Origin of the sequence: Amycolatopsis sp. NPDC089917, assembly GCF_040684635.1 — a bacterium.
GTDB lineage: Bacteria > Actinomycetota > Actinomycetes > Mycobacteriales > Pseudonocardiaceae > Amycolatopsis.
The window spans coordinates 110,614-125,022 of the sequence record NZ_JBFBGL010000008.1 but is presented as its reverse complement, the minus strand read 5'-3'; the positions used below and the strand labels follow the sequence as shown (position 1 = coordinate 125,022).

Genomic DNA, 14,409 nt, shown 5'->3' with positions numbered 1-14,409 from the left:
CCTGGAACGCTCGCGAATCCGGCCGCCGTCACGGTACGGTGGAGCTCGCTCACGACGAGCGAGCGGCCGCGCGGGAGGCGACTGAATGAACCGGCTGGTGCACGGCGAGGACGGCCGTGACTGGGTGGTCCGAGCCCAGATGGAATGGCGTGCTCCCGCGACAGCGGACGATTTCGAGCACGACGTGGCGGGCAGCTACGGCCCGGGTATCGCGATGATCGCCGTGACGGCGCTGCTCGCGATCGTGCTCATCATGTGGACACCCGCCGACGTGATGATCCCGTCGTGGGTTCCGCTCGCGCTCCTGCTGATCGCGCTGTTCTTCCCGCTGCGGTGGATACTGCGCCGTCCGTGGACCGTGGTCGCCGAGACCGAGGGCGATCTCGCGGGCGACCGGCCGTCCGAGCGCTGGGTGGGCACCATCCGCGGCATGTTCACCGTGCGCGGCGAGGTCTCGAAGATCACCAAGACCATCCAGAAGCACTCGCTGCCGGATTTCGACGGCCCGTTGCACCCGGTGGAGTAGTCGCGGCGGCCTGAACGCGCGAGACTGGGGCCATGCCCGAGTTACCCGAGGTCGAAGCGCTCGCTCACCACCTGCGTGAACACGCGGTGGGCAAGACGGTCTTCCGCGTCGACGTGTCGTCCCTCAGTGTGCTGAAGACGGCGACACCGCCGTGGACCGAGCTGCACGGCCGCGAGGTCACCGGGGCCGGCCGTTTCGGCAAGCACCTGGACCTCGTCGCCGGTGATCTCCATCTGGTCGTCCACCTGGCGAGGGCGGGCTGGCTGCGCTGGTCCGACGCGCTGTCGCCGACGCCGCTCAAACCCGGCAAGGGGCCGATCTCGCTGCGCGTCCACCTCGACGCGGCCGCCGGGCCGGGCTTCGACCTCACCGAGGCCGGGACGAAGAAGGGCCTGGCGGTCTGGATCGTGCGCGACCCGGAGAAGGAGGTCGCCAGTATCGCGAGGCTCGGGCCGGACGCGCTCTCGCTGGACCGGACAGGGCTCGAAAAGCTGTTCGCCGGGCGCACCGAACGGTTGAAGACGGCGCTGACCGATCAGTCGCTGATCGCCGGGATCGGCAACGCCTACTCCGACGAGATCATGCACCTGGCGAAGCTTTCCCCTTACGCGACAACCGGAAAACTGTCGGAAGGAGCGCTCGACGGGCTTTCGGAAGCGATCCGCGAGGTGCTGACCAGCGCCGTGACCCGTTCGGTCGGCCAATCCGCGGCCCGGCTCAAGGGCGAGAAGCGGTCCGGGCTGCGGGTGCACGCGCGCACGGGGCTGCCATGCCCGGTCTGCGGCGACACGATCCGCGAGATCTCGTTCGCGGACAAGTCCTTCCAGTACTGCCCGACCTGCCAGACCGGCGGGAAGCCCTTGGCCGACCGGCGGATGTCGCGCCTGCTCAAGTGATCAACAGAGGGCGGCCGCGACCGCCGGAACCGGGCTGCTCGGCAGCGCGTCCTCGTGGGCCACGTCCTTCGCGAGGTCGTACACGGTGAGCGCCAGCACGATCTGCTTCGAGCCGTCCTCGGTGCTCATCGAGACGCTGGAGAACCCCGGCCCGGCCCCGGTGTTGCCCCAGATCCTCTTCGGCCCGCCCGGGCAAGGCAGGGTGAGCGTCTCGACACCGGCGCCGTACGCGCCGGCCTTGCCGGACGGCACGAGCCGTACGAGTTCGGCCTGCTGCGCGGGTTCCAGCAGCCGTCCCGCCAGCAGCGCGCGATGGAACTTCGCGAGATCGTCGACGGTCGAGACCATCGCGCCCGCGGTCCAGTCGTACGACGGGCTGAACACGGTCATGTCCTGTCCGCCCAGGTCGTACCCGTGCAGATGCGGTCCTCGCAGGAACGGCGACCGGAGCGGGAAGTACGTCCGGCCGAGGCCGAGCGGATCGAGCACCCGCCGCTGGATCTCCTCGCGGACGTCGGTGTGGGTGACCTTCTCGATCACCTTGCCCAGCAACAGATAGCCCGTGTTCGAGTAGTCCGTCTTCGTGCCGGGCGCGAACGACGGCGGATCGACGAGCGACCGCCGGATCACCTCCGACGGCGTGATGACGTGCGCCCGGTTCCCGTCCACGAGGTACGGGTCGAAGAAGTGCGGATCCAGCGGATCGTGCACGCCGCTCGTATGGTTCAGCAGCATCCGCACGGTGATCTTTTCCGGTTCGTAGCCCGGTCCTCGCACGACGCCGGGCAGCCGCCGCTCGATCGAATCGTCGAGCGAGAGCGCGCCTTCGCCCGCCAGCCGCAGGACGACCGTGGCGACGAACGCCTTGGTGTTGCTGGCGATCCGGAACCGATGACGCGGTCCCGCGGCTTCGCGCGTGGCCGGGTTCGCGTACCCGGCGCCGAAGCGCGAGACCGCCTCACCGTTCCGGACCCAGGCGACCGCTCCCGGGAAACCCCCTGCGGCGACCAGGTTCCCGACCGCCGCGCGCACCGGATCGCCGGTCGCGGCCGCCGTCCCCGACGACGCGCCCGCCAGCAGGACCCCCGCCAGCACGCCCGCCGCGAGTTTCCCCGATCCGCGCATTGTGTTCCTCCCCCGGAAGCGATTGCCTGCGCACAGTCTTCCGCCGGGCGACGGGGAGTGACCATGGGGAGAACACCCCGGCCTTGGGTAGGGTCGGCCCCACCCTCAGTTGTCACAACTCAACGGAAAGTGGGGAGCAGGCCTTGCACCCGGTTGGTCGAGCGCAGAGCATGGACGCCGTGTCCGGGCTCGATATCGCGCAGATCATCCCGTGGGGTGTCGCGGCGCTGCTCGCGGTCCTCGTCGTCGTCCTGCTGATCAAGCTGAGGCGTCCCGCGAGCATCGTGGAGAACGCCGTGTTGCAGGCCGTCCACCGCATGTCGAAGGCGACCCCGGACCTCCGCGAAGGGCTGGACGAAGAGGTCGCCGACAAGATCACCAGCCAGCTGCTGGAGATGCTCGACTGCGTCGCCGTCGGCATCACCGACAGCGAAGGCACGCTGCTGTCCTGGGACGGCGAGGCCAACGACCACTACGTCGACCTCGTCGACGCCATCGGCAACGCCATCCGCAAGCACCGCCGCGAGGTCGTCGCGCACGACAAGATGCCGTGCAACCACCGCGGCACCTGCCGGATGCGGACCGCGGTGATCGTCCCGCTGATCGTCGAGGGCGAGACCGAGGCGGCGCTGCTGGTCGTCGGGCGGACCCGCGGGCGGCTGGTGCAGATGGCCGACGCGGTCGCGCAGTTCGTCTGCACCCAGTTCGAGCTCGCGCGCCTGGACGAATCGAAGAACCAGCTCCAGCAGGCGGAGATCAAGGCGCTGCGCGCGCAGATCTCGCCGCACTTCGTCTACAACGCGCTCAACACCATCTCGTCGCTGATCCGGACGGACCCGGAGGAAGCGCGAGAGCTGCTTCAGGACTTCGCGGACTTCACGCGCTACTCGTTCCGGACGTCGGGCATGTTCACCTCACTCGCCGAAGAACTGCGCAACATCGACCGGTATCTGACCATCGAGAACGCCCGCTTCGGCGGACGCCTCGAAGTGCGGATGAAGATCGCGCCCGAGGTGCTTTCGGTGGTCGTCCCGTTCCTGATCATCCAGCCGCTGGTGGAGAACGCCGTCAAACACGGTCTGGCGTCGAAGCCTTCGGGCGGCTGCGTCACGGTGATCGCCGAGGACTACGGCGCCGAGGCGCTGATCAGCGTCGAGGACGACGGCATCGGCATGGAGCCCGCCAAACTCGCGGACCTCCGCAGCCAGCACCGCACCGGCGCGCACGTCGGCCTCGGCAACATCAACCAGCGGATGCAGCAGGTGTTCGGCCGCGACTACGCGCTCATGGTCGAGACGGCGCCCGGCGCCGGCATGAAGGTGACCCTGCGGGTGCCGAAGTTCATGCCCGGTGTGCGGCCGAACCTGCCGGACTTCTCCGCCGACAGCGCCGCCGTCCCGCCTCAGGGCGGCTCGAACGAGTCCAGCGGGGTGAGCGGTTCGCGCAGCGGCGTGCTGCCCTCCTGAACGTCGGTAACCTGGGGGTATGAGCGTTGCGGACAAGCTGACCTCCCGTCTCCCGATGATCGGCGAACGGGGTGAGCGCAAGGACGTCGTCGCCGTGGTCAAGCTGCACGGGGTGATCACGCCGACCCCCTCACCCCTGGCCAGGGGGTCGATCAATCTCGCCGCCGTCGAGTCGGCGCTGACCCGCGCGTTCGCGCACGAGCGGTTGAAGGCCGTCGCGCTGCAGATCAACTCGCCGGGCGGGGCGCCGACGCAGTCGGGCCTGGTCGCCGAGCGGATCCGTCAGCTCGCCGACGAGAAGAACGTGCCGGTCCTTGCCTTCGCCGAGGACGTCGCCGCGTCCGGCGGGTACTGGCTGGCCTGCGCCGCCGACGAGATCTACGCGCACCGGACGTCGATGGTCGGGTCCATCGGCGTGATCAGCGGCGGGTTCGGGTTCACCGGCCTGCTGGAGCGGTTCGGCATCGAGCGACGGCTGCACACCGCGGGCGCCAACAAGTCCCGGCTCGACCCGTTCAGCCCGGAGAAGCCGGAAGACGTCGAGTGGCTGAAGAAGATGCACGGCCAGCTTCACGAACTGTTCGTCGACTGGGTCACCGAGCGTCGCGGCGACCGGTTGTCCGGCTCCGACGACCTGTTCAACGGGGACGTCTGGCTGGGTGCCCGCGCGGTCGAACTCGGCCTGATCGACGGTGTCGGCAGCCTCCGCCAGGTGATCACCGAGCGGTTCCCGGACGCCGAGATCGCGATCGCCGAACCGAAGAAGCCGCTGCTGGCACGGCTCGGCATCGGCGCCCCGGCCGCGGCGAGCGCGCTGCTCGACGCCGTCCAGCACAAGGCCGCCTGGAGCCGCTTCGGCCTCTGACCCGAACGCCATGAACGGTCCGTTCCTTGCAAATTTCGCAAGGAACGGACCGTTCATGGCGTTCGGGACGGGAGTGGATTCACCCGAACGGTGGTAGGCGCAAGTGGTTCAGACCAGGTCTCATATCGGACATACCGCTTTGTTGTGAACGGCAACAAACCTCGACAATGTTGACGAGGAGGCCCGATGTCCGTTACTTCTCCCCGCCGGAGCCGGAGTCGCTGGAAGACCGCGCTCGGCTCGGCGCTCGGCGCCGCCCTGCTGGCCGTCCCGCTGGCCTTCCCGGCGTCCGCCAGCGTCCCGCCCCCGCCGTCCGGCTGGACCACCGTGTTCAGCGACGACTTCACCGGCGCCGCGGGTTCGCTCCCGTCGAACGAGAACTGGATCGTCGACACCGGCCACTCCTATCCCGGCGGCCCCGCCAACTGGGGCACCGGAGAGATCCAGAACTACACGGCGGATCCCGCCAACCTCGCCCAGGACGGCTCCGGCAACCTGCGGATCACGCCACTGCGTGACGGCGCGGGCAACTGGACGTCGGCGCGGATCGAAACGCAGCGAGCGAATTTCAAACCACCGCAGGGCGGCGCGCTGCGGATCGAAGCGCGCGTCCAGATGCCGAACGTCACCGGCGCCGCGGCGCTCGGCTATTGGCCCGCGTTCTGGGCGCTGGGTTCGCCGTATCGCGGCAACTACTGGAACTGGCCTGCCGTCGGCGAATTCGACATCATGGAGAACGTCAACGGGGTCAACTCGGTCTGGGGCGTGCTGCACTGCGGCGTCAACCCCGGCGGCCCGTGCGGTGAGACCACGGGTCTCGTCGGCAGCCGGACTTGCCCCGGCGCGAGCTGCCAGAGCGCTTTCCACACGTACACCTTCGAATGGGACACGAGCGCCAGCCCCAACGCGTTCCGCTGGCTGGTCGACGGCCAGCAGTTCCATTCGGTGGCCCAGAACCAGGTCGACGCGACCACCTGGGCGAACATGACCGAGCACGCGGGCTATTTCGTGCTGCTCAACCTCGCGATCGGTGGGGCGTTCCCGAACAACGACTCCGGCACCACCACCCCCGGACCCGGGATCGAGCCGGGACATCCGATGCTCGTCGACTACGTCACGGTCCTGACCCGCGGCGCCTGAGCATCGACCTCCAGACGTGGCACGGCTAGGCGGTTCGTGTCACCGGAAAGACGGCGGCACCGGCAACCCCAGGCGCGGGGGTGCCGGTGCCGTCCTTTTCGTTCGACTTTCGTGAAGCGGGCTGGACAAGGAACCCTGCAATGGGCAGGATGCGTCTCACTGTGAGTGCTCACGATGACACCCGGAAGCTCATTGTCCTGGCGGTGGACGATGAGCCCAAAGGGCTAGACGAACTCGTCCACTGTCTCCGGAACAGCCCGCACGTCGCCCTGGTCTATCCGGCGATAGACGCTTCGGAGGCGCTGCGCCTGCTGTCCGCCGACGACCCGAGGCTGGCCGATCGCAAAGCGCGGGGCCTGCCGATCGTGGACGCGGTGTTCGCCGACATCGACATGCCCGGCCTGTCCGGGATGGAGATGTCCCGCGTGTTCGCCGCGCTGCGCCCGTCGCCGGCGCTGGTTTTCGTGACCGGGCACGCGGAAGAGGCGGTCAACGCCTTCGACCTCGGCGCGCTCGACTACGTGCTGAAGCCGTACCAGCAGGATCGGCTCGACCGCGCGATCACCCGCGTGATCGACAAACTCGCCGCCAACGCCGCGCCGAAGTTCGGCCAGGAAGGCGGCCCGGGGCAGGTCAAGAACGACGACGAGGTCATCCCCGTCGAGCTCGCGGGCACCACGAAGCTGATCCCGCGTTCTTCGGTCCGCTGGGTCGAGGCGCAGGGCGACTACGCCCGGTTGTTCACCACCGACGGCAGCCACCTGGTCCGCATCCCGCTCGCTCAGCTCGAAGAACGCTGGGAGAAGGCGGGTTTCGTCCGGATCCACCGGTCGTTCCTGGTCTCGCTGCCCCTGATCACCGAACTGCGCATGGGCCAGGGTGGCTACCAGGTCGTCATCGGCAACGAGGAGAAGGTGCTGCCGGTGAGCCGCCGCCACACGCGCGCGCTCAAGGACCGGCTGGTCGGCGCCAACCGGTCGACGTAGCGGCGGCACATGACCGACGATTACTACCGGCGGGTCAACGGGGTTCGCGAACCGGATCCGACGCTCGGCAAGGGCAGGGCCAAGAAACCGTCCCCGCCCGAAGGCGCCGCCGTCGAGCCCGTGCCCGGCGCGCCTTCCGGCCCGAAGCACGAGCAGGCCAAACCCGAGCATCACGCGAAACCCAAGCGGCAGCGGGTGATCCTCGCCGATCCGCGACAGGCCACGAGCACCCTGCGGTCGCGGGTCGAGCTCGAAGAACAGACCAGCTGGGGAAAGCTGCTGGTCCGGGATCTGGTGAAGATCCAGCTCCGGACGGCCTCCCTGCTGGCGCTCCTGGTGATGGTCACTCTGTGTTCATTGCCGGTGCTCTTCTACCTGATCCCGTCCTTCGGACGAGTGATCGTCGTGGGCATTCCGTTGCCGTGGTTGATCCTCGGCGTGGCGCCTTTTCCCTTCCTGTTCGGCATCGGGCTCTGGTACAACCGGCTCGCCGAACGTCACGAACGCGACTTCGTCGACATGATCGAGAACTGATTGCGGAGCCGCACGTGCGAGGATCGCTGCTGTGCAGCTGAATCCGTGGGCCATGGCCGGCATAGTGCTGGTAGCGGTCCTGACCTTTTACCTGGGGCATCGTTCCTCGCGGTCGGCCGTCAGCACGCACGACTTCCTCGTCGCCCGGCGGACCGTGCGCTCCCGGCGCAACGCCGCCGCGATCTCCGGTGAGTACCTGTCCGCCGCGTCGTTCATGGGCGTCGCCGGCATCGTGCTCAAGGACGGCGCCGACGCGCTGTGGTTCCCGATCGGTTTCACCGCGGGCTACCTCGCGCTGATGCTGTTCGTCGCCGCGCCGCTGCGGCGATCCGGCGCGTACACGCTGCCGGACTTCGTCGAGATGCGACTGGGTTCGACGATGCTGCGCCGGGTTTCGACGGCGTTCGTCGTGTTCATCGGGATCCTCTACATGGTCCCGCAGCTGCAGGGCGCCGGGCTGACGCTGGCGACCATCCTGCCGGTGCCCGCCTGGGCGGGCGCGATCCTGGTGACCTGCGTGGTCGGCTTCAACGTGATCGCGGGCGGGATGCGCGCGATCACCGTCGTCCAGGCCTTCCAGTACTGGCTGAAACTGTTCGCCATCGCGGTGCCGACGTTCATCCTGTGCATCGTGTTCCTCGGCGCGGGCGCGCCGGGCAGCGCGCGTCCGCTGGGGCAGCCCGCGCCGCCGACGTTCCCCGAGAACACCACGGTTTCGGTACAGGCCGACGTCACGCTGAAGGTCACGTCGGTGACCGTGCTCGAGGCCTACGGTCAGGTGGAAGGCGCGCGGGCCAACGGTTTCGCGGTGTGGACACCGGAGGCCGGGCACAAAGTCGCCAAGGGAACGACGCTGAAGTTCACCGCGGGCACTCCGGTCCCGGTGGTCAGCGACGCGCCGACGTCCAACGGCGACTGGCTGCGGCCGAGTTCGGGCAGTCTCACCGATCTGCTGCAGGTCTATTCGCTGATCCTCGCGACGTTCCTCGGCACCATGGGGTTGCCGCACGTCCTGGTCCGCTTCTACACCAACCCCGACGGGAAGGCCGCGCGCCGCACGACGGTGCACGTCCTGTTGCTGCTCGGGCTGTTCTACCTGTTCCCGACGCTGCTGGGCGCGTTGTCGCGGATGTACGTCCCGGAACTGCTGGTGACCGGGAAGACCGACGCCGCCGTCCTGCTGCTTCCGTCCGCGGTCCTTCCCGGGATCGGGGGGCAGATCCTGGGCGCGGTGACCGCGGCCGGTGCCTTCGCGGCGTTCCTGTCGAGTTCGTCCGGACTGCTGGTGAGCGTGGCCGGGGTGGTGTCGACCGACGTCCTGCCCGGCCGGGTCCGCGATTTCCGGGTGGCGACCGGGATCGTGGCGCTGATCCCGTTCGGGCTGGCGGTCCTGCTGCCGTCGGAGGACCTCTCGCTTTCGGTCGGGATGTCGTTCGCGCTGGCCGCGTCGACGTTCAGCCCGCTGCTGCTGCTCGGCGTCTGGTGGCGCAAGCTCAGCTGGCCGGGTGCGCTGGCCGGGATGCTCGTCGGCGGCGGGCTGGTGCTGACCGCGCTGGTGGTCAACATCGTCAGCAAGTACACCGGCGGCTGGGCGCCGTGGTTCTCGAACCAGCCCGCGCTGATCACCGTGCCGGCGGCGTTCCTGACCACCTACGTGGTGAGCCGGGCGACCGGGTACGGACGGCCGGACGACGTCCACGGCGTGATGCTGCGGCTGCACGCGCCCGATCCGCTCGGGTTCATGCGCGATCGCGCGGTCGCCCGGTTCGGGCAGGCCGAAGAGAAGACGCGGGTCACCGGCAAGGGACGTCACCGCAAGTAAAGTCACTCTTTCGAGTTTCGACCCTCTACGCAGAGTCGTCCCGTTCACTCAAATGGATTGCTCCTCTCAGGCGCTATGAGGGGCATGATCTTCCGTGACATCGAAATCACCGGATGGTGCGGTAGATGGGAGGGCCGAAGTGAGTGATACCGATCAAGAACTCGGGTCGGATCCGGAATCCGACTGGGAAAAGGTGCAGGCCAGTCCGGAATTCACCGAGTTGCGGCGACGGCTGCGGGTATTCGTTTTCCCGGTCTCGGCCTTGTTCCTCGTCTGGTATCTGCTCTATGTGCTCCTCGCCGACTACGCGACCGGGTTCATGGGCACCAAGCTTTTCGGCAACATCACCGTCGGCCTCGTCTTCGGCTTGCTCCAGTTCGTGTCCACTTTCGTGATCACCGGCCTTTATGTCCGATACGCGAATCGCAAGCTTGATCCGCTCGCGGACAAGATCCGGCACGAGGTCGAGGGGACCGAACGGTGAAAACGCTGGCAGCGGGCGTCCAGGGTAGCAATCCGGCGCTCAACATCACCATTTTCGCGGTATTCGTCGCGATCACGCTGGTGATCGTTTTCCGGGCGAGCCGGAATACGAAGACCGCGTCCGACTACTACGCCGCGGGGCGCGCGTTCACCGGTCCGCAGAACGGGATCGCGATCTCGGGCGACTACCTTTCCGCGGCGTCCTTCCTGGGGATCGCCGGGGCGATCGCGATCAACGGGTACGACGGATTCCTCTATTCGATCGGGTTCCTCGTCGCGTGGCTGGTCGCGTTGCTGCTGGTCGCGGAACTGCTGCGCAACACCGGCAAGTTCACCATGGGCGACGTCCTGGCCTTCCGGATGAAGCAGCGCCCCGTCCGCGCGGCCGCCGCGATCTCCACGCTCGCCGTCTCGTTCTTCTACCTGCTCGCGCAGATGGCGGGGGCGGGCGGCCTGGTGAACCTGCTGCTCGGCATCGAGGGGAACCTCGGCCAGGACCTGGTGATCGCCGTCGTCGGCGTGATCATGATCCTGTACGTGCTGATCGGCGGCATGAAGGGCACCACCTGGGTCCAGATCATCAAGGCCGTCCTGCTCATCGCGGGCGCGTTCGCGATGACGCTGTGGGTGCTCGGGAAGTACGGCTTCAACCTCTCCAACCTGTTCCAGGCGGCCGTCGACAAGGGCGGCAAGGCGGGTGAAGCGCTGCTCGGACCGGGTAAGCAGTACGGGAAGACCGGCACGACGAAGCTGGACTTCCTGTCGCTCGGCATCGCGCTGGTCCTCGGGACCGCGGGCCTGCCGCACGTGCTCATGCGCTTCTACACGGTGCCGACCGCGAAGGACGCGCGCCGTTCGGTGGTCTGGGCGATCGCGCTGATCGGCATCTTCTACCTGTTCACGCTGGTGCTCGGCTACGGCGCGGGCGCGCTCGTCGGCCCGGAGGTGATCGCGAAGGCGCCGGGGACGACCAACTCGGCGGCGCCGCTGCTGGCGCTCGAACTGGGCGGACCGGTGCTGCTCGGGTTCATCGCTGCGGTGGCGTTCGCGACGATCCTCGCGGTGGTCGCGGGCCTGACGATCACGGCGTCGGCGTCGTTCGCGCACGACGTCTACGCCAACGTGATCAAGAAGGGCAAGACCGACCCCGACAGCGAGGTCCGCGTCGCGCGGATCACCGCGCTGGTGATCGGGGCGGTCGCGATCGTGGGCGGCATCCTCGCGAAGAACCAGAACGTGGCGTTCCTGGTGGCGCTGGCGTTCGCGGTGGCGGCGTCGGCGAACCTGCCGACCATCCTCTACTCGCTGTTCTGGAAACGCTTCAACACCCAAGGCGCGCTGTGGAGCATCTACGGCGGACTCGCGGTCTGCATCGTCCTGATCATCTTCTCCCCGGCCGTCTCGGGCAAGCCCGTCGACGCCAAGACCGGGAAGAGCGCCTCGATGATCCAGGGCGTCGACTTCCACTGGTTCCCGCTCGACAACCCCGGCATCGTCTCCATCCCGATCGCGTTCTTCCTCGGCTGGCTCGGCACCGTGCTGTCCAAGGAACACAACCAGAAGAAATACGCCGAGATGGAGGTCCGCTCGCTCACCGGTGCCGGTGCGGAGAAGGCCGTCAAGCACTGAGTTGTTCTTCACGCGCGCGCAACGGGCCGGGATGCGAGGATGGAACGGTGGTGAGCCCTGCTGACATCCCGACCGTCGCCGTCCGTGATCTGCCCAAGGACGGCGTCGCGCTGCTCGACGTCCGCGAGGACGACGAATGGGCCGCCGGACACGCCCCGGGCGCCAAGCACATCCCGATGGGTGACCTGCCCGCGCGCGTCGGCGAACTCGACGACCTGCCCGACGACCAGCCGGTCTACGTGATCTGCCGCAGTGGCGGCCGGTCCGCCCGCGCCGCCGCGTGGCTCAACGCGAGCGGCTGGGACGCGGTGAACGTCGCCGGCGGGATGGGCTCCTGGCAGCAGGAGGGGCGCCCGATGGTCGGCGACCATCCCGGCGTCGACCCCGAAGTGCTGTAACCCGTGCAGCCAGGCCACTACCCGCCGAGAACACCGGTACCGCCGGTGCGTCCGGCGCCGATGCAGCAGCCGAGGCCCCAGCCGGCGCGTTATCGCGTCCGCTGGGTCGCTTCGCCGCCTCCCGGCGCCCTGCCGCCGCGGCGCAAACCCGTGGCCGAGCGCTACTCCGGTCCGCCGTCCTACCCGGTCCCGCCGCGCTGGGGCTTCCCGAACCTGGTCTGGCGCCGCCCGACCGCGGTCCCCGGCACGGCGTCCGGCGAAGTCACCGCCGGGGAGCGGCTGCGGGTCATCACGCGCAGCCTCCTGCCGGTGCTGTGGACCTTCGCGGCGCTCGCCGTCATCGCGGCGTCCGCGGAGATCTGGCGCTACGTCCTGCTCGTGCAGAGCCGCGACTCCGCGCTGTCGACGTCCGTCGTCTCGGTGTCCGACAGCTTCGTGATCACCGCGGGCCTGCTCACGACGATCCTTTCGCTGCTGCCTTCCGGGCTCACCGTGTGGTGGCTGCTCGTGGCCAGGCACGCCGCCGCGGACGCCTCCGGCGAGACGCCGCCGAGACGGCTGTGGCACGTCCTGGTGTTCGTGCTGGCGCCGGTGGTCAACCTGATCATGGTGCTGCCGATCGTCGCCGAACTCGAACACGCCGTCCTGCGCCGGACCCGGGAGACGCGGCCGAAGCCGTCGCGGCTCGTGCTGGTCTGGTGGGGCGTCTGGGCGCTCAACTGGCTGCTGCTCGTGCTCGTCATCGTCTGGCGGTTCCGGGACGGAGTCCAGGCGCTGGCCGACGGCGTCGTGCTGGTCGCGCTGACCGACCTGGCCGCGGCCGGGCTGGCGGTGGTGACGGCGCTGCTCGTGAAGCGCATGTCCGGCCTTCTCGCGCCTGTGGAGGAGAAGCGCCTTCGCCTGCTTCGCGTGCTGAAGGTGGACGGCGCTCCGGACCCTGAGCGCCGCGATCGCCCCGCCTCCTCCGTGCGCTGACCTGCGAGTCTCGCCCCTGCGGGTCTTTGGTCCGTGAAGGACTCCTTGAGGGACCCAGAGTCCCTCAAGGAGTCCTTCACGGACTTGCCCGCGGGGAGAGCAGGGGACCTTTGCTATCGCGTGGTGACAGAGAGCGAGCGCAGGCCCCGGATCACGAACTCCGGCCGCCGTTCCGGCGTCTCCGCGAGCTCCAAGCCCGGCAGTTTCGTGGCCAGCGACGTCAGCGCGGCCGCGATCTCCACTCGCGCGAGCGGGGCGCCGACGCAGTAGTGGATGCCCATGCCGAAGCCGAGGTGCGCGTTCGGCGTGCGGCCGATGTCGAGGGTGTCGGGCCGGTCGAACACCTTCGGGTCCCGTGCGGCGGCGCCGAGGAGCGCGCCGATCTTCTCGCCCTCGGCCACCCGGAATCCGGCGATCTCGACGTCGGTGGTCGCCGTCCGCTCGAAGAGCTGGAGCGGCGCGTCGAAGCGGATCAGCTCCTCGACGCACGGGTCCAGCAGATCCGGGGAGGCCACCAGCCGCTCCCACTGGTCGCGGTGGGTCAGCAGCGCGTTGACGCCGTTCCCGATGACGTTCACCGTCGCCTCGTGCCCGGCCATCAGCAGCAGGACCGCGGTCGCGACCAGTTCGTCCTCGGTGAGCTCGCTGCGCAGGAGATCGCTGACGATGTCTTCGCCAGGGGAGTCCGCGCGCTGCTTCGCCACGCCACGCAGGTAGTCGACGAACTCCGAAGCGGCGGCTTCGGCGGCGTCGCGCTTCTCCTCGGCGAGCCCGTACTCGTACATCTTCACGATGTGGTTCGACAGGGTGACCATGCGCGGCCCGTCCTCCACCGGGACGCCCAGGAGCTCCGCGATGACCGCGACCGGCAGCGGCTGCGCGAGGTGGGTCAGCAGATCGGCCGAGCCGGTCTCGGCGATCTCGGCGGCCAGGCCGTCGACCATGCCGTCCGCGAGTTCGGCGACCATCGGCCGCAGCCGCTGGACGTGCCCGCGTCCGAACGCGCCCGCGATCACGCGCCGCAGCCGGGTGTGGGCGGGCGGCTCGTTCTCCAGCAGCGAGTTGCGGTGCAGCAGGTTGAACGACGCGAACCGCTCCACCGGCAGCGCGTCCTGCCAGATCCGGCCGAGCCCGCGATGCCGCAGGACGGCCGCCGACGCCGCGTGCGACACCGCCACGGCGATGCCTAGGCCGTCGTGCCGATGGACTTCGCCGCGTTCGCGGAGATCGGCGAAGGACGGATACGGATTCGCGAGGAAGGCCGGGTCGGCGAGGTCGAACACCCGCCGACTGTAACCCGGCCGGGCGCCGCGCCGGGGTGGTCGCCCCGGCGCGGCAAGGGAGCTACAGATGCAGCCAGAGTCCCAGGTGCAGGCCGATGCCGTGGTGATGGTGCCCGTGGTGACCGACGCACAGCAGCAGGCAGTCGCGGGCCTGGGTGGCCGACTCGGACTGTGGCGCGGCCGAGGCCGTGCCCACGGCGGGGCCGGCCAGCATCAGCCCGAGTGCCACGGGCAACGCGGCCAGCGCGGCCCGGCGCTTCGAGGTGCTCATCTGTGATCCC

Annotated in this window: 15 protein-coding genes; 12 read left to right on the top strand and 3 right to left on the bottom strand. The window is 69.0% G+C overall.

Annotated elements, in window-relative coordinates:
• The first annotated feature begins 85 nt into the window (after positions 1-85).
• Entirely contained in the window at positions 86-526 is a 441-nt protein-coding gene (locus AB0N89_RS08840) for a hypothetical protein (protein ID WP_005161585.1), read from the top strand.
• Between the two features lie 32 nt (positions 527-558).
• Positions 559-1,422: a DNA-formamidopyrimidine glycosylase family protein gene (locus AB0N89_RS08835; protein WP_364201904.1), complete on the top strand. Its 864-nt coding sequence runs from the start codon at positions 559-561 to the stop codon at positions 1,420-1,422.
• Here AB0N89_RS08835 and AB0N89_RS08830 read toward each other — a convergent pair whose 3' ends face one another.
• Positions 1,423-2,547, bottom strand: coding sequence for a serine hydrolase domain-containing protein (locus AB0N89_RS08830; RefSeq protein WP_364201901.1), 1,125 nt, complete (start codon positions 2,545-2,547; stop codon positions 1,423-1,425). It abuts the gene before it with no gap.
• A 170-nt stretch (positions 2,548-2,717) separates the two neighbouring features.
• On the opposite strand from AB0N89_RS08830, the gene AB0N89_RS08825 reads away from it, so the two are divergent.
• From AB0N89_RS08825 to AB0N89_RS08780, 10 genes are all read left to right on the top strand, one after another.
• Positions 2,718-4,013: a histidine kinase gene (locus tag AB0N89_RS08825; protein WP_364201898.1), complete on the top strand. Its 1,296-nt coding sequence runs from the start codon at positions 2,718-2,720 to the stop codon at positions 4,011-4,013.
• 19 nt (positions 4,014-4,032) lie between these two features.
• Positions 4,033-4,878, top strand: coding sequence for a S49 family peptidase (locus tag AB0N89_RS08820; RefSeq protein ID WP_364201895.1), 846 nt, complete (start codon positions 4,033-4,035; stop codon positions 4,876-4,878).
• Positions 4,879-5,064: 186 nt separating this feature from the next.
• Positions 5,065-6,018: a glycoside hydrolase family 16 protein gene (locus AB0N89_RS08815; protein WP_364201892.1), complete on the top strand. Its 954-nt coding sequence runs from the start codon at positions 5,065-5,067 to the stop codon at positions 6,016-6,018.
• 149 nt (positions 6,019-6,167) lie between these two features.
• The gene (locus AB0N89_RS08810) at positions 6,168-7,004 is read left to right on the top strand and encodes a LytTR family DNA-binding domain-containing protein (protein ID WP_364201998.1); all 837 of its coding nucleotides are present in this window, start codon (positions 6,168-6,170) and stop codon (positions 7,002-7,004) included.
• Positions 7,005-7,013: 9 nt separating this feature from the next.
• Entirely contained in the window at positions 7,014-7,538 is a 525-nt protein-coding gene (locus AB0N89_RS08805) for a hypothetical protein (RefSeq protein ID WP_364201890.1), read from the top strand.
• Positions 7,539-7,569: 31 nt separating this feature from the next.
• Positions 7,570-9,360, top strand: coding sequence for a cation acetate symporter (locus AB0N89_RS08800; protein ID WP_364201887.1), 1,791 nt, complete (start codon positions 7,570-7,572; stop codon positions 9,358-9,360).
• Positions 9,361-9,499: 139 nt separating this feature from the next.
• Positions 9,500-9,844 carry a DUF485 domain-containing protein gene (locus AB0N89_RS08795; protein ID WP_364201884.1) on the top strand — a complete coding sequence of 115 codons (345 nt, stop codon included), beginning with the start codon at positions 9,500-9,502 and terminating at the stop codon, positions 9,842-9,844.
• Positions 9,841-11,472, top strand: coding sequence for a cation acetate symporter (locus tag AB0N89_RS08790; RefSeq protein ID WP_364201881.1), 1,632 nt, complete (start codon positions 9,841-9,843; stop codon positions 11,470-11,472). Before AB0N89_RS08795 ends, AB0N89_RS08790 begins: the two co-directional genes overlap by 4 nt.
• A gap of 47 nt (positions 11,473-11,519) precedes the next feature.
• A complete protein-coding gene (locus AB0N89_RS08785; protein WP_076163979.1) occupies positions 11,520-11,870 on the top strand; it encodes a rhodanese-like domain-containing protein in 351 nt (116 codons plus the stop codon).
• Positions 11,871-11,930: 60 nt separating this feature from the next.
• Positions 11,931-12,845 (top strand): DUF4328 domain-containing protein, encoded by a 915-nt coding sequence (locus AB0N89_RS08780; protein ID WP_364201878.1) that lies wholly within the window; start codon positions 11,931-11,933, stop codon positions 12,843-12,845.
• 113 nt (positions 12,846-12,958) lie between these two features.
• On the opposite strand, the gene AB0N89_RS08775 is transcribed toward AB0N89_RS08780, so the two are convergent.
• Positions 12,959-14,128, bottom strand: coding sequence for a cytochrome P450 (locus AB0N89_RS08775; RefSeq protein WP_364201875.1), 1,170 nt, complete (start codon positions 14,126-14,128; stop codon positions 12,959-12,961).
• 61 nt (positions 14,129-14,189) lie between these two features.
• Positions 14,190-14,399: a hypothetical protein gene (locus tag AB0N89_RS08770; protein ID WP_364201873.1), complete on the bottom strand. Its 210-nt coding sequence runs from the start codon at positions 14,397-14,399 to the stop codon at positions 14,190-14,192.
• Between the last annotated feature and the right edge of the window lie 10 nt (positions 14,400-14,409).

Bases quoted from the DNA above. Each gene is read 5' to 3' on its own strand.
- AB0N89_RS08820 (WP_364201895.1), top strand. From the start codon at position 4,033: ATGAGCGTTGCGGACAAGCTGACCTCCCGTCTCCCGATGATCGGCGAA.
- AB0N89_RS08780 (WP_364201878.1), top strand. From the start codon at position 11,931: ATGCAGCAGCCGAGGCCCCAGCCGGCGCGTTATCGCGTCCGCTGGGTC.
- AB0N89_RS08805 (WP_364201890.1), top strand. From the start codon at position 7,014: ATGACCGACGATTACTACCGGCGGGTCAACGGGGTTCGCGAACCGGAT.
- AB0N89_RS08840 (WP_005161585.1), top strand. From the start codon at position 86: ATGAACCGGCTGGTGCACGGCGAGGACGGCCGTGACTGGGTGGTCCGA.
- AB0N89_RS08830 (WP_364201901.1), bottom strand. From the start codon at position 2,547: ATGCGCGGATCGGGGAAACTCGCGGCGGGCGTGCTGGCGGGGGTCCTG.
- AB0N89_RS08835 (WP_364201904.1), top strand. From the start codon at position 559: ATGCCCGAGTTACCCGAGGTCGAAGCGCTCGCTCACCACCTGCGTGAA.
- AB0N89_RS08810 (WP_364201998.1), top strand. From the start codon at position 6,168: ATGCGTCTCACTGTGAGTGCTCACGATGACACCCGGAAGCTCATTGTC.
- AB0N89_RS08815 (WP_364201892.1), top strand. From the start codon at position 5,065: ATGTCCGTTACTTCTCCCCGCCGGAGCCGGAGTCGCTGGAAGACCGCG.
- AB0N89_RS08825 (WP_364201898.1), top strand. From the start codon at position 2,718: ATGGACGCCGTGTCCGGGCTCGATATCGCGCAGATCATCCCGTGGGGT.
- AB0N89_RS08770 (WP_364201873.1), bottom strand. From the start codon at position 14,399: ATGAGCACCTCGAAGCGCCGGGCCGCGCTGGCCGCGTTGCCCGTGGCA.